The organism is Streptomyces sp. HNM0645, from assembly GCF_030056615.1.
GTDB lineage: Bacteria > Actinomycetota > Actinomycetes > Streptomycetales > Streptomycetaceae > Streptomyces > Streptomyces marianii.
The window spans coordinates 13,065-38,891 of record NZ_JASHLT010000040.1 but is presented as its reverse complement, the minus strand read 5'-3'; the positions used below and the strand labels follow the sequence as shown (position 1 = coordinate 38,891).

At 71.2% G+C, this 25,827-nt stretch carries 20 protein-coding genes; 10 read left to right on the top strand and 10 right to left on the bottom strand.

Translation table 11 applies throughout. From position 1 onward, the window contains the following. Positions 1 to 64: 64 nt before the first annotated feature. Together QMZ92_RS25120 and QMZ92_RS25115 are read left to right on the top strand one after the other, a co-directional pair. Positions 65 to 961 carry a prepilin peptidase gene (locus tag QMZ92_RS25120; protein WP_283299743.1) on the top strand — a complete coding sequence of 299 codons (897 nt, stop codon included), beginning with the start codon at positions 65 to 67 and terminating at the stop codon, positions 959 to 961. Positions 962 to 1,277: 316 nt separating this feature from the next. Continuing rightward, positions 1,278 to 2,774: a DUF2079 domain-containing protein gene (locus QMZ92_RS25115; protein WP_283299742.1), complete on the top strand. Its 1,497-nt coding sequence runs from the start codon at positions 1,278 to 1,280 to the stop codon at positions 2,772 to 2,774. A 362-nt stretch (positions 2,775 to 3,136) separates the two neighbouring features. Here QMZ92_RS25115 and mgrA read toward each other — a convergent pair whose 3' ends face one another. After that, the gene (mgrA, locus tag QMZ92_RS25110; protein WP_283299741.1) at positions 3,137 to 4,174 is read right to left on the bottom strand and encodes an L-glyceraldehyde 3-phosphate reductase; all 1,038 of its coding nucleotides are present in this window, start codon (positions 4,172 to 4,174) and stop codon (positions 3,137 to 3,139) included. Positions 4,175 to 4,286: 112 nt separating this feature from the next. Between mgrA and QMZ92_RS25105 the strand changes: the two genes are divergently transcribed. The 4 genes from QMZ92_RS25105 (at position 4,287) to QMZ92_RS25090 (ending at position 9,581) form a co-directional block, all read left to right on the top strand. Next, positions 4,287 to 5,048: an isoprenyl transferase gene (locus QMZ92_RS25105; RefSeq protein WP_283299740.1), complete on the top strand. Its 762-nt coding sequence runs from the start codon at positions 4,287 to 4,289 to the stop codon at positions 5,046 to 5,048. Between the two features lie 563 nt (positions 5,049 to 5,611). Continuing rightward, positions 5,612 to 6,934, top strand: coding sequence for an RNA 5'-3' helicase PhoH2 (phoH2, locus tag QMZ92_RS25100; RefSeq protein WP_283299739.1), 1,323 nt, complete (start codon positions 5,612 to 5,614; stop codon positions 6,932 to 6,934). Positions 6,935 to 7,326: 392 nt separating this feature from the next. Continuing rightward, a complete protein-coding gene (locus tag QMZ92_RS25095; RefSeq protein WP_283299738.1) occupies positions 7,327 to 8,028 on the top strand; it encodes an aggregation-promoting factor C-terminal-like domain-containing protein in 702 nt (233 codons plus the stop codon). A gap of 176 nt (positions 8,029 to 8,204) precedes the next feature. Next, positions 8,205 to 9,581 (top strand): AI-2E family transporter, encoded by a 1,377-nt coding sequence (locus QMZ92_RS25090; RefSeq protein ID WP_283299737.1) that lies wholly within the window; start codon positions 8,205 to 8,207, stop codon positions 9,579 to 9,581. A 263-nt stretch (positions 9,582 to 9,844) separates the two neighbouring features. Here QMZ92_RS25090 and QMZ92_RS25085 read toward each other — a convergent pair whose 3' ends face one another. After that, positions 9,845 to 10,378 (bottom strand): alkyl hydroperoxide reductase, encoded by a 534-nt coding sequence (locus QMZ92_RS25085; RefSeq protein ID WP_283299736.1) that lies wholly within the window; start codon positions 10,376 to 10,378, stop codon positions 9,845 to 9,847. 2 nt (positions 10,379 to 10,380) lie between these two features. Beyond that, positions 10,381 to 10,935 (bottom strand): peroxiredoxin, encoded by a 555-nt coding sequence (locus QMZ92_RS25080; RefSeq protein ID WP_283299735.1) that lies wholly within the window; start codon positions 10,933 to 10,935, stop codon positions 10,381 to 10,383. 129 nt (positions 10,936 to 11,064) lie between these two features. On the opposite strand from QMZ92_RS25080, the gene QMZ92_RS25075 reads away from it, so the two are divergent. Continuing rightward, the gene (locus QMZ92_RS25075) at positions 11,065 to 12,078 is read left to right on the top strand and encodes a hydrogen peroxide-inducible genes activator (RefSeq protein ID WP_283299734.1); all 1,014 of its coding nucleotides are present in this window, start codon (positions 11,065 to 11,067) and stop codon (positions 12,076 to 12,078) included. Between the two features lie 175 nt (positions 12,079 to 12,253). Here QMZ92_RS25075 and QMZ92_RS25070 read toward each other — a convergent pair whose 3' ends face one another. Both QMZ92_RS25070 and QMZ92_RS25065 read right to left on the bottom strand, forming a co-directional pair. After that, a complete protein-coding gene (locus QMZ92_RS25070) occupies positions 12,254 to 12,517 on the bottom strand; it encodes a type II toxin-antitoxin system antitoxin (protein WP_502962133.1) in 264 nt (87 codons plus the stop codon). Continuing rightward, entirely contained in the window at positions 12,463 to 13,401 is a 939-nt protein-coding gene (locus QMZ92_RS25065; protein WP_283299733.1) for an SPFH domain-containing protein, read from the bottom strand. Before QMZ92_RS25065 ends, QMZ92_RS25070 begins: the two co-directional genes overlap by 55 nt. Positions 13,402 to 13,678: 277 nt before the next feature. On the opposite strand from QMZ92_RS25065, the gene QMZ92_RS25060 reads away from it, so the two are divergent. Next, positions 13,679 to 15,976 (top strand): transglycosylase domain-containing protein, encoded by a 2,298-nt coding sequence (locus QMZ92_RS25060; protein WP_283299732.1) that lies wholly within the window; start codon positions 13,679 to 13,681, stop codon positions 15,974 to 15,976. Between the two features lie 116 nt (positions 15,977 to 16,092). On the opposite strand, the gene QMZ92_RS25055 is transcribed toward QMZ92_RS25060, so the two are convergent. The 5 genes from QMZ92_RS25055 to QMZ92_RS25035 all read right to left on the bottom strand — a co-directional run bounded on the left by QMZ92_RS25055 (position 16,093) and on the right by QMZ92_RS25035 (position 24,259). Beyond that, positions 16,093 to 17,574: a catalase gene (locus QMZ92_RS25055; protein WP_502962131.1), complete on the bottom strand. Its 1,482-nt coding sequence runs from the start codon at positions 17,572 to 17,574 to the stop codon at positions 16,093 to 16,095. Between the two features lie 98 nt (positions 17,575 to 17,672). Beyond that, entirely contained in the window at positions 17,673 to 19,556 is a 1,884-nt protein-coding gene (locus QMZ92_RS25050) for an ATP-binding SpoIIE family protein phosphatase (RefSeq protein WP_283299729.1), read from the bottom strand. Between the two features lie 410 nt (positions 19,557 to 19,966). Beyond that, positions 19,967 to 20,632, bottom strand: a complete 666-nt coding sequence (gene fomD, locus QMZ92_RS25045; RefSeq protein WP_283299728.1) for a cytidylyl-2-hydroxypropylphosphonate hydrolase — start codon at positions 20,630 to 20,632, stop codon at positions 19,967 to 19,969. 272 nt (positions 20,633 to 20,904) lie between these two features. Next, on the bottom strand, positions 20,905 to 22,311 hold the full coding sequence (locus QMZ92_RS25040) for a class II fumarate hydratase (RefSeq protein WP_283299727.1): 1,407 nt from the start codon (positions 22,309 to 22,311) through the stop codon (positions 20,905 to 20,907). A 256-nt stretch (positions 22,312 to 22,567) separates the two neighbouring features. Further along, on the bottom strand, positions 22,568 to 24,259 hold the full coding sequence (locus QMZ92_RS25035) for a fumarate hydratase (RefSeq protein ID WP_283299726.1): 1,692 nt from the start codon (positions 24,257 to 24,259) through the stop codon (positions 22,568 to 22,570). Between the two features lie 320 nt (positions 24,260 to 24,579). Here QMZ92_RS25035 and QMZ92_RS25030 point away from each other — a divergent pair, with 320 nt between their 5' ends. Then, a complete protein-coding gene (locus QMZ92_RS25030; protein WP_283299725.1) occupies positions 24,580 to 25,281 on the top strand; it encodes a DUF1707 SHOCT-like domain-containing protein in 702 nt (233 codons plus the stop codon). Between the two features lie 136 nt (positions 25,282 to 25,417). Continuing rightward, positions 25,418 to 25,768, top strand: coding sequence for a WhiB family transcriptional regulator (locus QMZ92_RS25025; protein WP_078503542.1), 351 nt, complete (start codon positions 25,418 to 25,420; stop codon positions 25,766 to 25,768). The last annotated feature ends 59 nt before the right edge of the window (positions 25,769 to 25,827 follow it).

The following is a 25,827-nucleotide window of genomic DNA, read 5'->3' as shown; positions in this document are numbered from 1 at the left end:
CGGATGCCGGAGAGTGGGCCCGTGGGCCCATGACCCCGGGGCCTCGCGGCCCTAGGGTCGGACCGTGGAGTACGCGTACGTCACGCTGATCGCCGCCGCCGCCCTGTGGGGGGCCGCGGCCGGAGTCCTGGTGGCGCGCCCCGCCTACCGGATGTCCGTCGAGCCGGAGGAGACGTGGCGGGACGCCTGTCCCGCCGGCCATCCGATCACCGGGCCCGCGCAGGGCTGGCTGGGGGCCGCGCGCTGTGCCGGCTGCGCGGTGCCGCCCGTGCCCGTACCGCCCGCGCCCGTCGCCGCAGGGGCGGCGCCCGGGACCGGCACGCACGAAGTGCCGGGCGAGCGGAGGACAGCGGACCGGCCGGGCGCGGCCGAGCGGGGTGGCACGGGAGATCCCGTCGCCGCCGTCCGGGAGCCCGCAACCTACCGGTTTTCGCCCGTCGTGCCCGCGGCCACCGCCCTCGCCTGCGCCGCGCTCGCCGCGGCCGTCGGGCCCCGTCCGGAGCTGGCCGTATGGCTGCTGCTCGCGCCCGTCGCCGTACTGCTCGCCCTCGTCGACCGCAATGTCCACCGGCTCCCGGACCGGTTGACGCTGCCGCTGGCCGCTGCGGCGGCCGCGCTGCTCGGCGGTGCGGCTCTGCTCCCCGGTGCCGGGGGGTCGTGGCCGGCCGCGCTGCTCGGCGGACTTGTGCTCGGTGCCGCGTACCTCGTGCTCTTCCTCGTCAATCCGAACGGCATGGGCTTCGGCGATGTGAAGCTGGCCCTGTCGCTCGGTGTGGCGCTCGGCTGGTACGGGTGGGAGGTGCTGTTCGTCGGCGCCTTCGCGGGGTTCCTGCTGGGCGCCTTCTACGGGCTCGGCCTCGTGCTCCTCCGTGGGGCGGGGCGCGGGACGGCGATCCCCTTCGGGCCGTTCATGATCTCGGGCACCCTGATCGGGCTGCTGCTGGGGGCGTTGTCCGTTTAGCCCCGACCTGCTCGGCCGCGGCCCGAGGGGCCGCCCGGCCCTCGACACGGCCGCCACGGCATCGCGATGCGCGCCGCGGACGGCACCGGGCGATGGCCGGGCCCCGACCGGGCTCCACGTGCGGGGGCACGTCCGTCGTGCCGGGACGCGCCGGAGACCAGCCGTCGTCGTCCCGGGGAGGTCCCGCGTCCGCGCCCGTCGCGAGGTCCATGGGTGGCCGCCACGAGGGGGAGATCCCAGGTCATGTGGACGGCGCCGCGGACGGCGCCCTCTAGCATGCCGACGTATGCGGACATTCTTTGACAATCTAACGGTCTTGCGTACGCAGACGAAGCCACTTCCGGCTTCCGCGGACGCCCGGCCGGCGGAAGGTCCCGTCGTCGCCCTCCTCCCCTGGGTCTGGGCGGCGGTCCTGTCCCTGCTCTACGCGACCGTCGCCGTGCGCCGTCACCAACTCCTGCGCACCACGGGGTACGACCTCGGCATCTTCGAGCAGGCCGTACGCGCCTACGCCCAACTCCAGTCCCCCGTAGTCCCGTTGCGCGGGGACGGCTTCAATCTGCTGGGCGACCACTTCCACCCGCTGATCGCCGTGCTCGCCCCGCTCTACGGGCTCTGGCCGTCCCCGCTCTGTCTGCTCCTGGCCCAGTCCGTCCTGCTCGCCGTGGCCGTCGTGCCGCTCGCCCGCTGGGCGGTTCGGACGCTCGGCCGCCGCGCCGCGCACGTCGTCGCCTTCGGTTACGGCGCGAGCTGGGGCATCGCCTCGGCGGCCGCCTTCGACTTCCACGAAGTGGCCCTCGCCGTACCGCTCCTGGCCTTCGCCCTCGAGGCGCTCGGCCGGCGGCGCTGGGGGAGGGCCGTCGTCTGGGCCGCTCCCCTGCTGCTGATCAAGGAGGATCTGGGGCTGACCCTCGCGGCGGTCGGCGCGTACGTGGCGTGGCAGGGGCCCCGGAAGCTGGGGATCGCGACGGCCGCGGCCGGGCTCGTCGGCAGCGCGATCGAGATCAAGCTGCTGCTGCCCGCCTTCAACCCCGGCGGCGGGTACGCACACGGGGGCAACCTCACCGACGGGCACGGCTCGCTCCTCGCCACGATGGCCTTCGCACCGCTCGACGCGCTTCGCCCGGACGTGAAGGCCATGACGCTCGTGCTCGTCTTCGCCCCGAGCGCCCTGCTCGCCCTGAGGTCACCGCTGTCGCTGATCGCCGCGCCGACGCTCGCCTGGCGGATGCTGTCGGAGAACGCCTTCCACTGGGGGACCGCCTTCCACTACAGCGCCGTCCTCATGCCGGTCGTGTTCGCCGGGCTCGTCGACGTCCTCGGCCGCTGGCGGCAGTCCGGCGATCCGCTCGCGGCGCGCCATGTCCGCGCCTCCCTGGCCACGGTCCTGGCCGTGACCGTGGTCATGCTGCCGTCCTTCCCGCTCGCCCAGCTGGCGCAGCGGGCCGCCTGGCGCACGACCCCGCACGTCGAAGCCGCCCGCGCACTCCTCCAGCGGATCCCGGACGGGGCGACGGTGGCCGCCTCCAACCGGCTCGTGCCCCAGCTCACCTCCCGGTGCGACGTCGTGCTCTTCCCGACCTGGCCCGTCGAAGGGCATCTGTACGAGTACGACCGGAAGCGGCTGCCCAGGCCCACCGCGGAATGGATCATCCACGACCGCGAGGCCCCGGAGGCGTGGCCGTACAAGACGGGCCACTGGCCGTATCCGCCGGAGCAGCAGCAGGCCGAACTCGACGCGGCGCAACGGGCGTACGGCTACGAGCGCGTCGCGGCGCGCGACGGCATCACGCTGCTGAGGCGCACGCGGTGAGGCTCGGCCGCCAGGAACCACCGCCGGGGCGTCGGCCGTCGTCGTCCCCTCGCCGCCCGCGTTGCCGGGTCCGCCGCCCGTGCGCCGGTGCCTCCCCCCGGCCACGTCAACCGGGTGCACCACACCCCGGGTCCCCCGTGGGGAGTACGGGCGGGGCCGGGCGCGGCGACCTGACACGGCCCCTGCGCTGGCCCTTTCCCCCTCCGTACCGCAGTCACGTGATCTCGGAGAGTAGTGGCGGCATGCCGCAGCACGCGTCTGCCCTCACGAAGGGTTATGGTGGAAACCCCCCCTCGGGCCGGTCCGTATCCCCCCCACGGACCGGCCCGTTTTCTCTGGCCTCGGCGACCCGGGGCGCCGGGTCAGCTGCGACCGGCCCAGATGTTCGTCCCGGCGGTGTCCACCGCGAAGACGTCGATCTCCTTCAACTCCTCGCCGGTGAGCGGTGCGGCCTGCAGCGCGGCCACGTTCTCCTCCAGCTGCCCGACGCTGCTCGCGCCGATCAGCGCCGACGTCATCCGGTCGTCGCGCAGCACCCAGCTGAGCGCCAGCTGGGCCAGGGACTGGCCGCGCCGCTGGGCGATCTCGTTCAGGCCCCGCAGCCGGCGCAGCACGTCGTCGGAGAGCAGGTGCGGGTCGAGGGACTTGCCCTGCGTCGCCCGCGAGCCCTCCGGGATGCCGGTGAGGTACTTGCCGGTGAGCAGCCCCTGGGCGAGCGGCGCGAAGGAGATGCAGCCCATGCCGGCCGCCTCGAGCGTGTCGAGGAGCCCGTCGTCCTCGATCCAGCGGTTGATCATCGAGTAGGACGGCTGGTGGATGAGGGCCGGGACGCCCATCTCCTTCAGCAGCCCGGCCGCCTCGGCGGTCTGCTCGGCGTTGTAGGAGGACACGCCCGCGTAGAGCGCCTTGCCCTGCTGGACGGCGGACGCCAGCGCGCCCATCGTCTCCTCCAGCGGGGTGTGCGGGTCGAAGCGGTGCGAGTAGAAGATGTCGACGTAGTCCAGACCCATCCTCCTCAGGGAGGCGTCCAGCGAGGACATCAGGTACTTGCGGGAGCCCCATTCGCCGTAGGGGCCGGGGTGCATCAGATATCCGGCCTTGGTGGAAACGATGAGTTCGTCCCGGTACGGGGCGAAGTCCTGGGCGAACAGCTTGCCGAAGTTCAGCTCGGCGGACCCTGGGGGAGGCCCGTAGTTGTTCGCCAGGTCGAAGTGCGTCACGCCGAGGTCGAAGGCGCGGCGCAGGATCGCCCGCTGCGAGGCGAGCGTGCGGTCGTCGCCGAAGTTGTGCCAGAGGCCGAGGGAGATCGCGGGGAGCTTGAGCCCGCTGCGGCCGGTGCGGCGGTACTCCATCGAGTCGTAGCGGCTCTCGATTGCACGGTAATAGGGGGAGTCGTTCACGCTTCCCTCCCTATCACGGACTTGTGACAGACCGGGTTGGGTGCGTTCGGCCGCTCCGCAGTAGTGTGACGGGCGTCGGGGGGTCAGCCACAGCACGGAGGGGTTAAGGACTGTGAACCTGCGCGACCTGGTGTACGGGCTCTACGCACGCCGGGTGGAAGGCCGCCTCGACCACGCCCAGGTGCCCAAGCACATCGGCGTCATCCTGGACGGCAATCGCCGCTGGGCGAAGGCGTCGGGCGGCACGGCCGCGGAGGGACACCAGGCCGGGGCCGACAAGATCTCCGAGCTGCTGGGCTGGTGCGCCGAGACCGACGTCGAGGTCGTCACCCTCTGGATGCTGTCCACGGACAACTTCGACCGTCCGGAGGAGGAGCTGCGCCCGCTGCTCGGCATCATCGAGAACACCGTGCGCAATCTGGCCGCCGACGGCCGGTGGCGGGTGCACCACGTGGGGACCATGGACCTGCTGCCCGCCAGGACCCAGTCGGTCCTCAAGGAGGCGGAGCAGTCGACGCTCGGTGTCGACGGGATACTGGTCAACGTCGCGGTCGGCTACGGCGGCCGCCAGGAGATTGCGGACGCGGTCCGCTCCCTGCTGAACGAGCACGCGGCCAAGGGGACGACCTTCGAGGAGCTCGCGGAGATCGTCGACACCGAGATGATCGCGTCCCACCTCTACACGCGCGGACAGCCCGACCCCGACCTGGTGATCCGCACGAGCGGCGAGCAGCGCCTGTCGGGTTTCATGCTCTGGCAGAGCGCCCACTCCGAGTACTACTTCTGCGAGGTCTTCTGGCCGGCCTTCCGCAAGGTCGACTTCCTCCGCGCCCTCCGCGACTACGCGGCACGCCACCGCCGCTACGGAGCCTGAGGGCGGGCCGCCCCGCCAGGGCCCGTCCGGGAGCGGTCCGCGCCCGGACCCACCCCCGTCCGACGGTGGTGCGCCCCCGTTCGCGGCCGGGGTCCGGGGCGGTGGTCCCCGTTCGAGCGCGTGCGGGCCCGCACCGCGGTGGGTTCCGCGGGCGGGGTGGCGGGATCTTGACGACCGGTCGCACGTTCGGCCCTGGAGCAAGGGGCCGATCGGGTGGTGTTCGCGTGTCCGTGGGTGCGGTCCCGGGCGTGGTCACCGCATGTTCATCGACGCGTCGTCATATGCCATGGCATGGCCTTGCTTGTTCGAGGGAATATCCCTGACAGGTCGACATCCGGACACCCGCTCCGGATGCCGTTCTGCAGCGCGCGGCACCGAGCCGCTCGCCCGGGAGGCCCTTTGCGCCAGGACGACCGTGCGGCCAGCACGGAAGGAACGGGGGGCCGGTGCCCGGCCCGTGCATCGTGGCCGGAGACCGGTCCTGTCCCCTGCCGTTCGGCGGGGAGACCCCAAGTACGCGACGCCGTCGCACCCCGATCTCAGCCGAGGGGGTACGTCCTTCCGTGGTGAACAGCACAAAGCGCCGCATGTCCGACAGGCGCACCTACGTTCTCGACACCAGCGTCCTGCTGGCCGACCCCAATGCCGTCTCGCGTTTCGACGAGCACGAGGTCGTGCTCCCGATCGTCGTCGTGACGGAGTTGGAGGCCAAGAGGCACCACCCGGAGCTCGGTTACTTCGCCCGGCAGGCGCTGCGCCTGCTCGACGACTACCGGGTCCGGTACGGCCGCCTGGACGCACCCCTCCCGTTGGGCGACCTCGGCGGCACGCTGCGCGTCGAGCTCAACCACTCGGACCCCGGGGTGCTTCCCGCCGGCTACCGGCTGGGTGACAACGACTCACGGATCCTCGCGGTGGCACGTAACCTCCAGGCAGAGGGGTACGACGTCACCGTCGTGTCCAAGGACCTGCCGCTGCGCATCAAGGCGTCCTCCGTCGGCCTGCTCGCCGAGGAGTACCGCGCGGAGCTCGCGGTCACGGATTCCGGTTGGACCGGTATGTCCGAACTTGCCCTGTCCGCGGAACAGGTGGACATCCTCTTCGAGGAGGAACGCCTGTACGTTCCGGAGGCGTCCGATCTGCCCGTCCACACCGGGCTCGTCCTCCAGTCGGAGCGGGGCAAGGCCCTCGGTCGGGTCGCCTCCGACGGAAACGTCCGGCTGGTCCGCGGCGACCGCGAGGCCTTCGGGATCCGCGGCCGCAGCGCCGAACAGCGCATCGCCCTCGATCTGCTGCTCGACCCGGACGTCGGCATCGTCTCCATGGGCGGCCGGGCGGGCACCGGCAAGTCCGCGCTCGCGCTCTGTGCCGGTCTGGAGGCCGTCCTGGAGCGCAGGCAGCACCAGAAGGTGATGGTCTTCCGGCCGCTGTACGCGGTGGGCGGGCAGGAGCTGGGCTATCTGCCCGGCACCGAGGCCGAGAAGATGAGCCCTTGGGCGCAGGCGGTCTTCGACACGCTCTCCGCGGTGGCAGGTCGCGAGGTCATCGAGGAGGTCCTGGGCCGGGGCATGCTCGAGGTGCTGCCGCTGACCCACATCCGCGGGCGCTCGCTGCACGATGCGTTCGTCATCGTCGACGAGGCCCAGTCCCTGGAGCGGAACGTCCTCCTGACCGTTCTGTCTCGTATCGGGGCCAACTCGCGGGTGGTCCTGACCCATGACGTGGCACAACGGGACAATCTGCGTGTCGGGAGGTACGACGGGGTCGTCGCCGTCGTGGAGAAGCTGAAGGGCCATCCGCTCTTCGCGCACGTCACGCTCACCCGGTCCGAGCGCTCGCAGATCGCCGCGCTGGTGACCGAAATGCTGGAGGACGGACCGATCTGACAGGACCTGCCCGACTTGGGAGTTGACGCCGCCCGGTGAAGCGAAGGAGCTTAGCCGGGCGGCGTCGTGTCGTGCCGCCCTTTCCAAGAAACTCCTGGGACAAACGAGGTGTGAGCTTTCACACGCAGCCATGAATTGCCTTGCGGTATCGGCTTCCGGCAGAGTCTGGGTTCCGTCAGGCCCCGCATACGGCACAGCCGCACCCTCAGGGGTGCGGCAGCACACAACTCCACAGACGCCGCCGTATGCCGCCCGAGCACCACGCGGCACTCCCGCAAGGGAGCGCCCACCGGGCCCGTGCCTCCCGTGACCTAGCAAGAGGGAGTGCCAGTGTCAGGGGCACGATCGCGCCCGCGAGGTCACCTGTGCGGGCGATGCTGGAAGGAAACCGTGTGAGCCGGATCTCGGTCCGGGGATTCGCAGTGGCGTCCGCCACCGCAGTCACCACTGTCGGCGCTGTCGTGGGTGTTGCCTCGGGCAACACCGTGCCCGCGAACGGCGACAACCTGGAGACGACCGCGGCAGACGCGACGCTCCTCGCGGACATCCCCGTCGGTGAGCAGGCCCAGGTTCAGGTCGCATCCCTGACCCAGCAGGCCGACGCGCAGGCGGCCGCCGCCGACGCGGCCGCGAGGAAGTCCGCCGAGGAGGCGGCTCGCCTCCAGGCCGCCAAGGACGCCGAGGCGAAGAAGGAAGCCGCCGAGGAGAAGGCCCAGCGCGAGGCCGAGGCCAAGGAGGCCGAGGAGCGCGCCAGCCGCTCCGCCGTCCGTGACGCCTCCAGCTTCGCGACGCAGTCCTCGTACAGCGTCTCCGAAGTCCAGGCGATGGCCCGCCAGATGGTCCCCGGTGACCAGTTCCAGTGCTTCAGCAACATCGTGGACCACGAGTCCAGCTGGAACTACCGGGCCCAGAACCCGTCCTCCGGTGCCTACGGCCTCGTCCAGGCGCTGCCGGGTTCCAAGATGGCGTCCGCCGGCGCGGACTGGCAGACGAACCCCGCGACCCAGATCAAGTGGGGCCTCAACTACATGAACGACCGGTACGGCAGCCCCTGCGGTGCCTGGTCGTTCTGGCAGGCCAACAACTGGTACTAGGCCGACCATCGGTACCGGCCCGACGGCCGGTACCAGACGGACAACCGGTACCGACCGGGCCCCGGATTCCCGGGAGTTCCGGCTGCTCGACTCCGCTGAGCCCCTCACCGTCCGACGGTGGGGGGCTCGGTGCGTGTACGGTCGGGGCGGACCTTGGGGGGAGAGGGAAGCACGAGATGTCGAAGACGCCAGCTTGGCTGGGCCGGCTGGGGGCCGGACTGTCCCGGCTCGGGGCACGGTTGGAGGAGCGCCGGGCCGCGGCCGCGGGCAACGGCAACGGCATGGGTGACGGCGATCTCGGCGCCGTGAACCCGCCCGAGCACGTCCCGCCGCCGCCCGCGTACGCCCCGGCCGTTCCGGTGAGGCCCCATCCGGTCGAGGCCATTCCCTGGGGCATGAGGGTCGCGGCCGAGGCGGGCTGGCGGCTGCTGGTCCTGGCCGGAACGCTCTGGGTGCTGATGCGTGTCATCGGCGCGGTCCAACTCGTCGTGCTCGCCTTCGTCGCGGCCCTGCTGGTCACCGCGCTGCTGCAGCCGACCGTGGCCCGTCTGCGGGGGTTCGGCCTGCCGCGCGGGCTCGCCACGGCCGTCACGGCGATCCTGGGCTTCGTCGTCATCGGCCTCGTCGGCTGGTTCGTCGTCTGGCAGGTGATGGACAACCTCGACAACGTCGCCGACCGGGTCAAGGACGGTATCGAGGAGCTCAAGCGCTGGCTGCTCAACAGCCCGTTCCATGTGACCGAGCGCCAGATCAACGACATCGCGAACAACCTCCAGGACACCATCGGCACCAACACACAGGAGATCACCTCCGCCGGTCTCGAGGGCGTGAGCGTGATGGTGGAGATCCTCACCGGGATGCTGCTGGCGCTGTTCTCGACCCTGTTCCTGCTCTACGACGGGAAGCGGATCTGGCAGTGGACCCTGAAGCTGGTCCCCTCGGCGGCCCGCCCGGGTGTCGCCGGTGCCGGCCCGCGCGCCTGGCGGACGCTGACGGCGTACGTGCGGGGCACGGTGGTGGTCGCCCTCATCGACGCCATCTTCATCGGACTGGGCATCTACTTCCTCGATGTGCCGCTGGCCGTTCCGCTCGCCGTCTTCATCTTCCTGTTCTCCTTCATCCCCCTCGTGGGTGCGGTCGTGTCGGGGGCCCTCGCGGTCGTCGTCGCACTGGTCACCCAGGGTGTGTTCACCGCCCTCACGGTGCTGCTGGTGGTGCTCGCCGTGCAGCAGATCGAGGGGCACGTGCTGCAGCCGTTCATCCTCGGCCGCGCGGTCCGCGTCCATCCGCTGGCCGTCGTCCTCGCCGTCGCCACCGGAGGTCTGACGGCCGGAATCGGCGGCGCGGTGGTCGCGGTGCCACTGGTCGCGGTCACGAACACGGTGGTCACCTATCTGCGTGCGTACGGCCGGGGCCAGGTGAGCCGGATCGGTCCCGCTCCGCACGGGGCGACGGTGATGGACCTCGCCCCGTCCCCGCCCCCGCCCCCGACCGCGCCCCCGACCGCGCCGAAGCCCGAGTCCTCGCCCCCGGAGGACGAGGAACGCACGTGACATTCCGCCCGAATCGGTGCGCGGGGCCGGTCCCCCGCCCCCGAGCACGGGTCAGACCGTCGCCGTGCGGGCGGGACCGTGTCCGGTGACGAGCGTCGGCCCGCGCGACCCCGGAGGCCGTGGCTGTGGGCGCTCGGCGGCGCGACGGTGGCGTCCGCGGTCCGGGCGGCGATCTGCGGAACCCCGTGTACGAGGAGGGCCCCGCCCGGCACGCAGCCGGGCGGGGCGCCCTCCTCACGTCCGGCCGTCCGGCCGGGACGTCACTACTCGGCCAGAACGGCTTCCGCGTCCAGCGTGGTCCCGACGGCCTGGATCACCGAGGCGATCTTGAAGGCCTCCTGGACGACGGCGCGTTCGACGCCCGCCTTGCGGAGCACCTGCTCGTGGGAGTCCAGGCACTGGCCGCAGCCGTTGATCGCGGAGACGGCCAGCGACCACAGCTCGAAGTCGGTCTTCTCGACACCGGGGTTGCCGATGACGTTCATCCGGAGACCGGCGCGCAGCGTCCCGTACTCGGGGTCCGACAGCAGGTGCCGGGTCCGGTAGAAGACGTTGTTCATCGCCATGACCGCGGCGGCCGACTTGGCGGCGGTGTACGCCTCGCCGGACAGGTTGGCCTTGGCCTCGGGCTCGAGCTCGCGCAGCACGATCGGCGAGCGGGAGGCGATCGCGCAGGCCAGGACGGTGCCCCACAGCTGCTGCTGCGGGAGGTCGCTGTTGCCGATCACCGAACCGAGGTTCAGCTTCAGGTCCTTGGCGTAGTCCGGCAGGGCGGACTTCAGCTCATCGAGCGCCATGCTCACTCACCGGCCAGCAGCTTGACCGGGTCGAGGGTGGTCTCGCCCTTGGTCCAGTTGCAGGGGCAGAGCTCGTCGGTCTGCAGGGCGTCGAGGACCCGCAGGACCTCCTTGGGGTTACGGCCGACGGAACCGGCGGTCACCATCGTGAACTGGATCTCGTTGTTCGGGTCGACGATGAAGACGGCGCGCTGGGCGAAGCCGTCCTCGCCCTCGATGCCGAGGTCGCGCATCAGCTCGTGCCTGGAGTCGGCCATCATCGGGAAGGGCAGGTCACGCAGGTCGTCGTGGTCCTTGCGCCAGGCGTGGTGGACGAACTCGGAGTCGCCGGAGAAGCCGAGGACCTGGGCGTCGCGGTCGGCGAACTCGTCGTTCAGCTTGCCGAACGCGGCGATCTCGGTGGGGCAGACGAAGGTGAAGTCCTTGGGCCACGCGAAGACGACCTTCCACTTGCCCTCGTAGGACTTGTGGGTGATCTGCTCGAACTCCTGGCCGCTCTCCAGCGAGACGCAGGCGGTCAGTTCGAAGGTGGGGAACTGGTCACCGACAGTGAGCACGCGCTCTCCTTGCAACAGGAAGCCCCTCGTGAGGGCCTCCGGGGGGTTGGACGGATCCCCACCCTGGCACAGAGTGCATTGATCAAAGAAATAGCTAGACTGGGTCGCCGTGATCGGAGGTGCTTATCAGTGGTGGCGAAGAATGGGTCGAATCGGGGCAAGCAGCCCAGCCTCGCTCAGCTTCGCGCCTTCGCCGCCGTCTCCGAGCATCTGCACTTCCGGGACGCGGCCGCCGCAATCGGGATGAGCCAGCCCGCGCTGTCCGGGGCCGTGTCGGCGCTGGAGGAGGCACTGGGTGTCCAGCTGCTGGAGCGTACGACGCGGAAGGTCCTCCTGTCGTCCGCGGGTGAGCGGCTGGCGGTCCGGACCAAGGCGGTCCTCGACGCCGTCGGCGAACTGCTGGAGGAGGCCGAGGCGGTACGCGCGCCGTTCACCGGGGTGCTCCGGCTCGGGGTGATCCCGACCGTCGCGCCGTACCTGCTGCCGAGCGTGCTGCGGCTGGTCCACGAGCGCTACCCGGAACTGGACCTCCAGGTCCACGAGGAGCAGACGTCGTCGCTGCTGGAGGGGCTCTCGGCTGGCCGGCTCGACCTGCTGCTCCTCGCCGTCCCCCTCGGGGTGCCCGGGGTGACGGAACTGCCGCTGTTCGACGAGGACTTCGTGCTGGTGACGCACGACGACCACTGGCTCGGCGGCCGCGAGGGCATTCCGCGCGACGCGCTCCGGGAGCTCCCGCTGCTGCTGCTCGACGAGGGCCACTGCCTGCGCGACCAGGCCCTCGACATCTGCCGGGAGGCGGGCCGCGCCGAGGGGGCGCCGGTCACCACCACGGCCGCCGGGCTGTCCACGCTGGTCCAGCTGGTCGCGGGCGGACTGGGCGTCACCCTCCTCCCGCACACCGCCGTCCAGGTCGAGACCGGCCGCAATCCGGCCCTGGCCACCGGCTACTTCGCGGACCCGGCCCCGGCCCGCCGCGTCGCCCTGGCGATGCGCACGGGAGCGGCCCGCCAGGGCGAGTTCGAGCAGTTCGCCGGCGCGCTCCGGGAAGCGCTGGGGGACCTCCCGGTGCGCGTGCTCCACGACGGCGGGCTCGCCGCCTCCGCCCTTCCGGTCGCATCGGCCGGAGCGGCGCCGGCAGGCTGAGGAGCGTCACCGGGGGCGCCGCGACGACACCGACGCCCGTCATGGCGCGGCCGGCCCGGTCGACGGCCTGCCGCCGGCGTCGTCACCCTCTTCCGTTCCGGGGCTCCGCTCCCGCGCGGCCGCCTCGCCGGCCGGCGGTCTCCGAACGGCGGGCGCCCTGCGGAGACGGCCCCGGCTACTCCTCGGGCGGTGCCTTCGGCGGCCGTCCGCGGCGGGGGATGGGCCTGACGCCGCCGGGCAGACGGCCCGACTCCGACAGTGCCCGGCGCAGCAGGAACTCGATCTGCGCGTTGGCGCTGCGCAGCTCGTCCGATGCCCAGCGTGCCAGCGCCTCGTACACCGCCGGGTCGAGCCGCAGAAGCACCTGTTTCCGTTCGGGAGGGGTCACTGGTAGAGCGTGCCCGTGTTCAGGACGGGCTGTGCGGCGCGGTCCCCGCAGAGCACCACCATCAGGTTCGACACCATCGCGGCCTTGCGCTCGTCGTCCAGCTCCACGAGGCCCTCCTCGGCGATCCTCGACAGCGCGGTCTCCACCATGCCGACCGCACCGTCCACGATCTGCCGGCGGGCGGCGACCACGGCCCCCGCCTGCTGGCGCTGGAGCATGGCCGAGGCGATCTCGGGTGCGTACGCGAGGTGGGTGAAGCGGGACTCGACGATGTGGACGCCCGCGGCCTCGACCCGTGCGCGCAGTTCCAGGGCGAGCTTCTCGGTGATCTCCTCGGCGTTGCCGCGCAGCGACAGGCCGTCCTCGTCGTGAGCGTCGTACGGGTACTCGATCGCGATGTGCCGCACCGCCGCCTCGGTCTGGGTGGAGACGAACTCCCGGAAGTCGTCCACCTCGAACGTCGCCTGTGCGGTGTCCTCGACCTTCCACACGACCACCGCGGCGAGCTCGATCGGGTTGCCGTAGGCGTCGTTGACCTTGAGCACCGCGGTCTCGTGGTTGCGGATCCGGGTCGAGATCTTCGCCCGGGTGGTCAGCGGGTTGACCCAGCGCAGTCCGTCCGTGCGGATCGTGCCCCGGTAGCGGCCGAAGAGCTGCACCACCCGTGCCTCGCCCGGCGCGATCATGTTGAGTCCGCACATCGAGAGGGCGGAGGCGCCCACCACGACGACTCCGAGCACGACCAGTGCGACCGCGGCGGCCGTCGCCGTCGCTGTGGGGCCCGTCACGATCAGTGCGACGCCGGCCGCGAGTCCGGCCAGGGCGAGGAGCAGTGCCAGGCCGCCGCCGATGCTGTGCGCGGCGAACTCCCTGACCTTCGGTGCGGGCATCTCGGGTGCGTCGTCGTGGCGCAGGGATGTGCTGGTCGCGGGCATTCTCGTCCCCCGTTCCGCGGGCCGCACCGGCGGCCCGACTAGCTAGCAATGTGATTACACATTATCTGAACCGGCAACCCTGTGCACCCCTCGTGAGTCGGTTCCTTGTGAGACGGGTGCTGATTGTCACGTCCGGAAAAGACCGGATCGGTGGTCCTTTGTCTGTACGACCGGTGTTAGCTTTCTGAGCTGATCTGGCGAAGAACGCCGGGGTACGGCACGACCAAAGACCAACGACCAACGACGAGCGCGGAACAGAGAGCGGAGCGACGAAGCGATGGGCCGAGCGGAAGCGCGGAGAACCCGGCAGCGCGACGCGCGCCGGGCGGGCAAGGCCGGGGGGATACGGCGCTTCTTCACCTGGCGGAAGCTGCTGGGCACCTTCTTCACCCTCTGCCTGCTTGGCATGGGCGCGCTCTTCATCGTCTACCTGCTGGTGCCGGTCCCCACGGCCAACGCGCAGGCCGAGAAGGAGAGCAACGTCTACAAGTACAGCGACGGCTCCATCCTGGCCCGTACCGGCTCCGTCAACCGCGAGATCGTCGGCCTGGACAAGATCCCGGACGAGGTCGAGAAGGCCTTCGTCGCCGCCGAGAACAAGACCTTCTACAAGGACTCCGGCGTCGACCTGAAGGGAACCGCGCGTGGTGTCTTCAACACCCTGACCGGCGGGGGCAAGCAGGGTGGCTCCACGATCACCCAGCAGTACGTCAAGAACTACTACCTGAACCAGGACCAGACGGTCACCCGCAAGCTCAAGGAGCTGGTGATCTCGCTGAAGGTGGACCAGCAGAAGGACAAGGACGAGATCCTCGCCGGCTACCTGAACACCAGCTACTACGGGCGCGGCGCCTACGGCATCCAGGCCGCGGCCCAGGCGTACTACCGCAAGGACGCCCAGAAGCTGACCGTCGCCGAGGGCGCCTATCTCGCCGCCCTGCTCCAGGCCCCCAGCCAGTACGACTGGGCGGTGGCCTCGCCGACCGGCAGGAAGCTGGTGACCGAGCGTTGGAACTACGTCCTGGACAACATGGTCGGGGAGAACTGGCTGGACGCGTCGGCGCGTTCGGCCCTCACGTTCCCCGTGCCGAAGAAGCCGAAGGCGGCCCCGGGCATGGAGGGGCAGACCGGATACCTCGTCAAGGCGGCCAACGCCGAACTCGCCAGGCGCGGCGTCAGCGAGGACCAGATCGAGGCCGGCGGCTGGACGATCACGCTCAGCATCGAGAAGAAGCGCCAGGACGCCCTCGTCGAGGCCGTCGGCGAGCAGTTGGAGGAGAAGCTCGACCGCGAGGGCGACACGCGCGACGCGACCGTCCAGGCGGGGGCGACCTCCGTCGACCCGAAGACCGGCAAGGTCGTCGCCCTGTACGGCGGGGTCGGCGCGACCGAGCACTGGATCTCCAACGCCACCCGGCGCGACTACCAGCCCGCGTCCACGTTCAAGCCCGTCGTGCTCGCCTCCGCACTGGAGAACGGGGCCGAGACCCAGGACGGCCGGCGGATCGGCCTCGGCACGATCTACGACGGCAACAGCAAGCGCCCGGTGGAGGGCAGCGACACGCCCTTCGCGCCGGAGAACGAGGACGACCGCAGCTACGGCCCCGTCACCGTCCAGAGAGCCACCAACAGCTCGATCAACTCGGTGTACGCCCAGATGATCGTGGACGTCGGCCCCGGCAAGGTGAAGGAGACCGCGGTCGGCCTCGGGATGCACGACGGCGAGGGCTGGCCGGTGCGGCCGGCGATGTCGCTCGGCACGATGGGCGCCTCGACCTGGGACATGGCAGCGGTCTACGCGACCCTCGACAACCACGGCGAGCAGGTCGTGCCGTCGATCGTGAAGGACGTCAAGCACCGGACCCGCGAGGCGGGAGCCGCGCCCGAGGGCGGTGACCGCGTCATCAGCCGGGAGGCCGCCGACACCGTGACCCAGGCCATGACCGGCGTGGTGCGGAACGGCTCCGGGCGCAACGCCCAGGGCGACTACTCCGCGGCCGGCAAGACCGGCACCTCGGAGAACAACCGCTCGGCCTGGTTCGTGGGGTACACGCCCGAACTGGTGACCGCCGTCGGCCTGTTCGGAGAGGACGCCAAGGGCCGCCAGGTCACCCTGACCGACACCGTCAACGAGGGCCGCGCCAACGGCGGTGGCGTGCCGGCCCTGATCTGGCAGCAGTACACGACCGGTGCGCTCGGCGGCGGCTCGGACGAGCGGTTCGACCTGGATCTCCTGGAGCCGGTGCAGGAGGAGCTCCCGGCGAGTCCGAGCGGGTCGCCCTCCGAGAGCGAGGAGCCGGAGGAGCCCTCGGACGAGCCGTCGCAGTCGGAGCAGCCGGACGACCGGCCGAGCAACTCACCCGATCCGTCGCAGTCGGACGACGAGTCCACGGGGCCGGGCGACTCGACGGGCACCACGGAGGGCACCGACAGCGGTACCACCGAGGGCGGCGGGACCGACTCCGGCACCACGGAGGGCGGCGAGAGCGACGGCGGAACCGATTCCGGCACCACGGACGGGACGACGGCGGGGACGACGTCCGGCGCGCGGCCGCCCCGGCCCCAGAACACCTGAGGGCTGTCCCCCGGGGGAACCGTGGGACAGCCCTCGGGACACGGGGGCCGCCAGACCCGGGAAGGCCCGGCGCCGGAGCGCCGGGCCTTCCGTGTGGTCCGCACGGAGGCGGGCGGTCAGCCTCCGTTGACCTCCTTGGAGATCCGGTCGCCGATCTCCTTGTCGACGTTGCGCCAGTACTGCACCGCCCGGTCCAGCACCGGTCGTGAGACGCCCTGCTTCAGATGGCCGCTGACGTTCGACACCAGCCGTGAACGGGCGGCGTCGTTCAGGACGTTGCGGACCATCGTCCCCGCCTGGCCCCAGTCGTCGTCCTCGCGGTGCAACTTGTACGCCTCACGCACCATCTCACCGGCCGTCGCCCACCCCGCGGGGTCGCCGAAGCGCGCGAAGTCGGCGGCCGGGCCGCCGTAGGAGTTCGGGGCGTAGGGCCGCGCGGCGTAGGACGGCGCGTAGCGCATCGGGCCGTCCTTGGCGTACGAGTTCACCGGCGCGTGCGGCCGGTTGGGCGGCAGTTGCGCGTAGTTGGGGCCGATCCGGTACCGGTGGGTGTCCGGGTACGAGAACAGCCGGCCGAGCAGCATCTTGTCCGGCGAGGGGCCGATGCCCGGAACCATGTTCGACGGTTCGAAGGCGGCCTGCTCGATGTGGATGAAGTAGTCCTCCGGGTTCCGGTTCAGCGTCATCCGGCCCACGTCGATCAGCGGGTAGTCCCCGTGCGGCCACACCTTCGTCAGGTCGAAGGGGTTGAACCGGTAGTCCGCGGCGTCCTCGAACGGCATGACCTGGACCTTCAGGGTCCATGAGGGCGCGTTCCCGGCCTCGATCGAGTCGTACAGATCGCGCCGGTGCCGGTCCGCGTCGGAACCGGCGAGTTCGTCGGCCTCCTCCTGCGTGAGGAAGTCGATGCCCTGGTCGGTCTTGAAGTGGTACTTCACCCAGAACCGCTCACCGGCACCGTTGATCCACATGTAGGTGTGCGATCCGTAGCCGTTCATGTGGCGGTAGGTCTTGGGGATGCCCCGGTCGCCCATCAGCCAGGTGACCTGGTGCGCCGACTCGGGGGAGAGGGTCCAGAAGTCCCACTGCATGTCGTTGTCGCGCAACCCGGTGGCCGGGTGGCGCTTCTGCGACCTGATGAAGTCCTGGAACTTGATCGTGTCGCGCACGAAGAAGACCGGCGTGTTGTTGCCGACCAGATCGTAGTTGCCCTGCCCGGTGTAGAACTTCAGCGCGAAGCCGCGCGGGTCGCGCCAGGTGTCCGGGGAACCCTGCTCACCGGCGACCGTGGAGAACCGGGCCAGCATCTCGGTGCGCCTGCCCGGCTGGAACAGGTCGGCCTTGGTGAACTGGCTGACGTCGTTGGTGACTTCGAAGAAGCCGTACGCGCCGGAGCCCTTGGCGTGGACCACCCGCTCGGGGACCCGTTCCCGGTTGAACTGGGCCATCTTCTCGATCAGGTAGTGGTCCTGCAGAAGGATCGGGCCGTCCGGTCCCACGGTCAGCGAGTGCTCGTCGCTCTCCACGGGAATGCCGTGGTTGCTCGTCGTGTACGAAGCCTTGGGGGGTGACTCGGTCACGAGCGTCCTCCCGTCCATCGAGGGGAATGTGGTCGCTTCGGCCGTGTGCCCCAGTCAACTCCTCACATGCGAAGTCGGCAACATTGGGACCAGATCCAGGATTGGTCCAGATACGGTCACGCCTGGGTGGACAGCTCGAACCAGACGACCTTGCCCGTGGACAGCCGTGTCGCCCCCCACCGTCTGGCCAGCCGGTTCACCAGGAACAGCCCGCGGCCGCCCTCGTCCGTGTCCCGGGCCCGCCGCTGGCGGGGCAGCTGCGGGGAGTCGTCGCCGACCTCGCACCGCAGCACGTCGGTGCGCAGGAGCCGCAGGGTCACCGGCCGCTCCGCGTACCGAACGGCATTGGTCACCACCTCGCTGACCAGCAGTTCCACCGAGTCGGACAGTTCCTCCAGGCCCCATCGTGCCAGCGCCCTGCGGGCCAGCCGGCGGGCCCGGCCGGGGGCGGAGTCCTCCGGCTCCAGGAACCAGTAGGCGACGTCACTCGGAGCGATCCCGTCGAAACGTGCCGCGAGCAGCGCGATGTCGTCGTCCCGGTCGCCCGGGCCGAGCATGTCCAGCACGTCGTCGCAGAGCGCCTCCAGCGGCGGCGAGTGGTCGGGGCCGGTGAGCTGCGCCGTCGCGGCCAACCGCTCCCTCAGCTGTTCGATCCCGGTCCACACGTCCCGGAGCCGCGACTCCACCAGCCCGTCCGTGTACAGCAGCAGCGTCGCCCCGGCGGGCGCGTCCAGCTCCACGGCCTCGAAGTCCACCCCGCCCACGCCGATGGGGGCGCCCGGCGGCACCCGCAGGACCTCCGCCCGGCCGCCGAGGTGCAGCAGTATCGGCGGCGGATGTCCGGCATTGGCGATCGTGATCCGGTGCGACACCGGGTCGTAGACCGCGTACAGGCAGGTCGCCATGCGGTCGGTGCCGAGCCGCTGCGCCTGCTCGTCGAGGTGGTGCAGCACCTCCTGCGGCGGCAGGTCCAGACCGGCGAGGGTCTGGGCTGTCGTCCGCAGTTGGCCCATGATCGCGGCCGAGGTCATCGAGTGGCCCATGACGTCGCCGACGACCAGCGCGACCCGGCTGCCGGGCAGCGGGATGGCGTCGTACCAGTCGCCGCCGACCCGGGCCGTCTCCGCGGCCGGGAGATAGCGCGAGGCCAGCCGTACGCCGGTCGGCTGCGGCAGTCCCTCGGGCAGCATCGTGCGCTGCAGCTCGTCCGCGATGTACGCCTCACGGCCGTACAGGACCGCCTTGTCGATGCCGAGCGCGGTGTGCGTCGCCAGCTGGGCGGCCACGAGCAGATCGTCCGGCTCGAAGGCCGGCCGGTCCGGACGCCGCAGGAAGATCGCGGCGCCGGTGACCCTGCGCCGGCCGCGCAGCGGGGCCAGGACCGCCCGCTGCCCCGCGGGCAGGGTCTTGCCGTCGCCCAGTAGTTCGGGCAGTGCGGCCCGGGCGGCGGCCGAGTCGCCGAAGACCGGACGCACACCCCGCAGCACCTCCGCGAGCGCACCGCCGGCGATCACCTCGCACAGCTCGGCGGCCGGAGCCGTGTCCGCCGGGGTGCCGAGCACCGGCACCTGGGCGCCGCCGACCAGGGCGCCGTCGGTGTCCTCGTCGGTCAAACGCAACCTGTCGGTCCGGCGGAGCCGCAGCACGAACGGCGCCACCGGCCGCTCGTCGCCAACGGGCAGCGGATCCCGCAGGTACACCAGGATCGCGTCGGAGAACGTGGGCACCGTGGCCCGGCACAGCCCGAGCACGATCTCGTCCAGGTCTATTCCGCGGGCGATCCGCCGGGTCGCCGCCCCGACGAAACGCAGCCGGTCGCCCTCGCGGCGCGCCAAGCCCGCGGGATCCTGCGGCGGCTCCGGGGGCGCGGGCGGCTGCGGCGGGACCGCGGTGGCCGCGGCCGGCAGGGGGGCGGCGGCGGCCTGCCGCGGCCGGGTGCGCTCCTGCGGCCGGGCAGCCACGGGCTGCCGGCCTTCGTGGGAGGTGGGGTGCTCCGTCACGCCTGGGATTCCGTCCGTCCGGGCCGGTGGTGCGAGGCTGGGGACCGTCCTGCCGATCCTGCCGGGCACGGCACGACCGGCACGGCGGGTCCCGGCGCCTCGGGTGCCGCTGTACGCCTCCGGGGGCGGTGACGATCTTGGCTGCGCCGCGGTTCCCGGGGCCATCGGGCGAACACGCCCCGGGCCCGGGACGGCAACGCCCCTGGGTGGTCGATATAGCCCATACCCAATCCGGGCGAGGCATCGACAGATCGGGGGAGATCCGGGCACACATCCGGCACGGTTCAGTCCCCCTTGTGATGACTTACGGTCAGTTTTTGTGCTGCGCTCAATCGTTGATGCCATGTGGCCTTGCGGAGGACGATCCTACGTTTGAACCCCGGGGGCGCATCAAGGGTCTCACGGCGTCGTCATGCGGACGTGGGTGCGGGGGTCCGATTCCAGTCGGCCGGAAGCTCCGGTACGGGCCAGCGCGGGTCGGGCCGCCAGCCCTCCCAACCGTCGCAGTACGGCGGGCCCCAGTCGCCGATCACCTCGACCGCCTCCAGCCCGGCCGCACGCACCCGCCGCGCCTTCTCCTCGCCCATCAGTCCGGCCGTGCACGCCTGTTCGAGCTCGTCCTCGTCCAGCCACTGCCAGCTGCGGTCCGGCCGCACGGCGATGTCCAGAAAGTGATCCTCGGAGTCGATCCCGCCGGACCAACGCAGATGCGGTTCCTCCAGGTTCACGTACCAGTTCCTGAACTGCCAGCCCTGTTCCCAGAAGAGCCACACCGACCAGGCGTCGCCGGGTCTGGCGAGTTTCAGCACGCCCGTTCCGGACCAGCGGGCGCGCACGGTCGTCCGGGGTGACGTGTACCGCGTGGCGAGCGGTTCGTGGTGCACGGGCGTCCCGTCGGCGAGTGCCGGTTTCACGCACTCGGTGCCCGGGGCCATCCACACCGCCAGCAACTCGTCGGTGTCCCGGACCACGGTCACGGGTCTGCAGATGTGCACGTCGGAGGAGCCGTTGCCGCGATACCGCCAGAGGATCTGCTCCCCCGGCGCCCAGTGCTCAGAGCCCGCCGATCCCGTCATGCGGAGATCCTAGTGCCGGGTCAGGCAAGGTTTGCCCGTCAAGGAGCGGCGTCCGGTGCACGGGGTCTCCCCCGGCCCTCCGGGCCGAGGGGAAGGATCGCAAGGCGCCGGATCGGCCTCGTAGTGGGCCTACTCGGTTGATTCGGCGACGCCGCGAGTCGCCGTGCCGGGCGTCGCGACGGGGCGAACGTTGCCTGACGCGGCACTAGGTGCCGCCCAGGGCGTCGCGACGGGGCGGACCGCGGGGGGTTCGCCCCGCCCCGGCGAGCACCTCAGGGGTGGGTCATCCGCAGCACGTCCAGCGCCTCGTCCAACTGCTCGAGCGTGAGCGCGCCGCGCTCCACGTACCCGCCCTCCAGCACCACTTCACGGATCGTCTTCCGCTCGGTCAGCGACCTCTTGGCGACCTTCGCGGCCTCCTCGTACCCGATGTACTTGTTGAGCGGGGTGACGACGGAGGGGGACGACTCGGCGTACTCGCGGGCCCGTTCCTCGTCCGCCGTGATGCCGTCCACCGTGCGGTCGGCGAGCAGCCGGGACGCGTTCGCGATCAGCCGCACCGACTCCAGCAGGTTCTTGGCCATCACCGGGAGCATCACGTTCAGCTCGAAGTTGCCCGCCGCGCCCGCCACCGCGACCGTCGTGTCGTTGCCCATGACCTGGGCGGCCACCATGAGGACGGCCTCGGGGACGACCGGGTTGACCTTGCCCGGCATGATCGAGGAACCCGGCTGGAGGTCGGGCAGCCGGATCTCGGCGAGCCCGGTGCGCGGCCCGCTCGCCATCCAGCACAGATCGTTCGAGATCTTGGTGAGCGAGACGGCGATCGTCCGCAACTGGCCGCTCGTCTCGACCAGCCCGTCCCGGGCGCCCTGTGCCTCGAAGTGGTTGCGCGCCTCGGTCAGCGGCAGCCCGGTCGTCCGTGCCACCTCGGCGATGACCGCCGCCGGGAACCCGGGCGGTGTGTTGATGCCCGTGCCCACCGCCGTACCGCCGAGCGGGAGTTCGGCCAGCCGGGGCAGCGACGCGTTCAGCCGTTCGATCCCGTACCGGATCTGCGCCGCGTAGCCGCCGAACTCCTGGCCGAGAGTGACCGGTGTCGCGTCCATCAGGTGCGTACGGCCGGACTTCACCACACCGGCGAACTCCCCGGCCTTGCGCTCCAGCGCCAACGCCAGGTGCTCCAGCGCGGGGACCAGGTCCCTCGTCACGGCCGCCGTCGCGGCGATGTGGATCGAGGAGGGGAAGACGTCGTTGGACGACTGCGAGGCGTTGACGTGGTCGTTGGGGTGCACGTCGCGGCCGAGGCGCTCGCTCGCCAGGGTGGCCAGGACCTCGTTCATGTTCATGTTGGACGACGTCCCCGAGCCGGTCTGGAAGACGTCGACGGGGAAGTGCTCGTCCCAGCGGCCCTCGGCGACCTCCGCGGCCGCGTCCTGGACGGCCCGGGCGATGTCCTCGTCGAGCACGCCGAGCTCCGCGTTGACCTTGGCGGCGCCTGCCTTGATCCGGGCCAGCGCCTCCACATGGGCGCGTTCCAGCCGTTGTCCGGAGACCGGGAAGTTCTCCACGGCTCGCTGGGTCTGGGCCCGCCACTTGGCGGCTTCCGGCACCCGCACCTCCCCCATGGAGTCGTACTCGATCCTGTGACGGCCTGCGGTCTCGCTCGCGTCGGACATCCTCAAACCTCCTGAACACGGTCAGCACGCCCCTGGTTCCGGGTATTCCCGAGCGCGCACGGGCCAGTAGAAGCCCTCGACGGCATCGGACCGGGGAGGCGGCACCGCCCGGGAGCCGCGTCTCGGCGGCCCGGAGGCGGCGCGGGACACGGAAGAGGGCCCCGCCGCAGGGGAGCGGCGCGGCCCTCTCGGGTGCTGCGGTGCGGGTCCGGGGGCCCTCCGGGTCCGGTCGTCCGAATCCGGACCGGACCCGGGCTCAGGCCAGGCCGGGGCCGCGGACCGGGATGGTGGTGAAGGTCGGCGCGGGCGCGGGGTCCTGGAAGAAGTCGCCGCCCTTGTCGTCGACGACGATGAAGGCGGGGAAGTCCTCGACCTCGATCTTCCAGACGGCCTCCATGCCGAGCTCCTCGTACTCGACGACCTCGACCTTCTTGATGCAGTCCTGCGCGAGGCGCGCCGCGGGGCCGCCGATCGAGCCGAGGTAGAAGCCGCCGTGCTCCTTGCAGGCGTCCGTGACCTGCTGGCTGCGGTTGCCCTTGGCCAGCATGACCTTGGAGCCGCCCGCCGCCTGGAACTGCTCGACGTAGGAGTCCATGCGCCCGGCCGTCGTCGGGCCGAAGGAGCCGGACGCGTAACCCTCCGGGGTCTTGGCGGGACCGGCGTAGTAGACCGGGTGGTCCCTGAGGTACCGGGGCATCTCCTCGCCCGCGTCCAGCCGCTCCTTGATCTTGGCGTGCGCGATGTCGCGGGCCACGACGAGCGGACCGGTGAGCGAAAGCCGGGTCTTGACCGGGTACTTGGTCAGCTCGGCGAGGATCTCGTCCATCGGCTGGTTGAGATCGATCTTCACGACGTCGCCGCCCTCGTCGAGGTGCTCGTCCGTCGTCTCCGGCAGGAAGCGCGCCGGGTCCGTCTCCAGCTGCTCCAGGAAGACGCCCTCGGCGGTGATCTTCGCTACGGCCTGGCGGTCGGCGGAGCAGGACACGGCGATCGCCACGGGGCAGGAGGCGCCGTGCCGCGGGAGCCGCACCACCCGCACGTCGTGGCAGAAGTACTTGCCGCCGAACTGCGCGCCGATGCCGATCTTCTGGGTCAGCTCGAAGACCTTCTCCTCCAGGTCCTTGTCCCGGAAGCCGTGGCCGAGGGCCGAACCCTCCTCCGGCAGCTCGTCCAGGTAGTGCGCGGAGGCGTACTTCGCGGTCTTCAGCGCGTACTCGGCCGACGTGCCGCCGACGACGACGGCCAGGTGGTACGGGGGGCACGCGGCGGTGCCCAGCGAGCGGATCTTCTCCTCCAGGAACTTCATCATGGAGGCCTCGTTCAGGACGGCCTTGGTCTCCTGGTAGAGGAAGGACTTGTTGGCGGAGCCGCCGCCCTTGGCCATGAAGAGGAACTTGTACGCACCGCCGTCGGTGGCGTACAGCTCGATCTGCGCGGGCAGGTTCGAGCCGGTGTTCTTCTCCTCCCACATGGTGAGCGGGGCCATCTGCGAGTAGCGCAGGTTGAGCTCGGTGTAGGCGTCGAAGATGCCGCGGCTCAGCGCCTCCTCGTCGCCGCCCTCGGTCAGGACGTTCTGCCCGCGCTTGCCCATGACGATCGCCGTGCCGGTGTCCTGGCACATGGGGAGCACGCCGGCGGCCGCGATGTTCGCGTTCTTGAGCAGGTCCAGCGCGACGAACTTGTCGTTCGACGAGGCCTCGGGGTCGTCGATGATCCTGCGCAGCTGGGCGAGGTGCGCCGGGCGGAGGTAGTGCTGGATGTCGTGGACGGCCTCTTCGGCGAGCTTGCGCAACGCCTCCGGCTCGACCTTGAGGAAGGTACGCCCGTCGGCCTCGAAGGTGGAGACGCCTTCGGCGGTCACCAGGCGGTAGGGCGTGGTGTCCTCGCCCAGCGGGAGCAGATCGGTGTACTCGAACGCAGGGCGGGTCGGACGGGAGACAGGGGGCATTGCGGCCATTCCTCACTCGGCAGACGGCGGCTGGCATCCATTGGCAGCGCGCCCACAAGCGTAAGACGCCCCCCGCCGTCCGGGCTTGTGAGGTAGGGCTCAGTCGGCTCCGGGGGCGCCCGGGCCCGTGCCGTCGGGCCGGGGTGCCCGGTCCGGGATCGTGTGCGGCGGCGCATGAGCACGCGGACGCCGGCACCGGCGCGGGCACGCTGGCGTTTCGGCACGACGGCACGACGGCACGACGGCACGGGGCGACGGGGTGCGAGGGCGCCGCGCGCGGCCACTAGTCGCGATCTATCGCGTTTCGCTAGGGTGTTGCCGTGGACCTCGACAAGCATGATTCAGCGGCCCCCGGCCGCGGACAGCCCCAGAAGCCGGTCGCGCCCGCCGTGCCCACGGACCCCGCCGGGGCGATCCGCGCCTCGGACGCGGATCGCGACAGGATCGCGGACATCCTCCGGGAGGCCCTGGCCGAGGGTCGGCTCGACGCCGAGGAGCACGCCGAGCGGATCGACGCGGTCTACCGCGCAAAGACCGTCGGCGAGCTGGAGCCGATCGTCCGCGACCTCCCCGCGAACCGGCCTCCCCGTCAGGAGCCCTCCCCGTACGCGTACGACCCCGACGCCTCCGCCGGCCCCGCCGAGAACCTCGTCGCCGTCTTCTCCAGTTCCACCCGCAAGGGCCGCTGGCGGGTCGGCGCCCGGACCCAGGCGTTCTCGCTCTTCGGCAACATCGAGATCGACCTGACCGAGGCGATGTTCGGCCAGCGGCTCACCGTCATCAACGCGACCTCGATCTTCGGCAACGTGGAGGTGCGCGTTCCCGAGAACATCTCGCTGCGCGGCAGCGGCACGGGCATCTTCGGCAACTTCGAGGTCGTCACCCTGGAGGCGGCCGACCCGGAGGCTCCGGTGGTGGTCGTCAACGGCTATTCCGTTTTCGGCAATGTGGAGGCCAAGCCGAAGCGCGGCAAGCGCATCGCGGACCTCCACGACCGGCTGCGCAAGCATCCGGGGCACTGACCGGCGGGTGGGTGGGAACGGCCGTCCGCAGTTCCGGCGTTCGGAACCCAGTGCCACTCAGTGCATAGGCGCGCGCACAGCGGGTAGGCCTTGCTGCATCGTCTCTCGCTCGCGAAGCCGTCGTCAGGAGTAGACCGTGCTGCAACTGCCGCATCAGTCCCTGCAGGTAGCCGTTCCGCCCCAGCGTTCTGCCGCTCGGGAAGACCAGGACGCGCCTTGGCACACGGAGGCGGTGTGCCGCCGGGACGAAGCCGGGCTGTTCTTCGCGCCCTCCAAGGAACCGACGGCCGCGCGGCTCTCGCGAGAGGACGCCGCCAAGCGGGTCTGCGCCCGCTGTCCGGTCATGGTCGAGTGCCGGGAGCACGCGTTGCTCCAGCCCGAGCCGTACGGCGTGTGGGGCGGCCTGACCGCGGCCGAGCGCAGGGTCGTCCTGGCCCGTCGCCGGCGGCGCGAGACGGAGATCAAGAAGGCGGCGTCGGCGGCCTGACGGAGACCGCGGCACCCGGGCACACGCGGAGAGGGGTGCTCCCACCGCACAACGGGGGC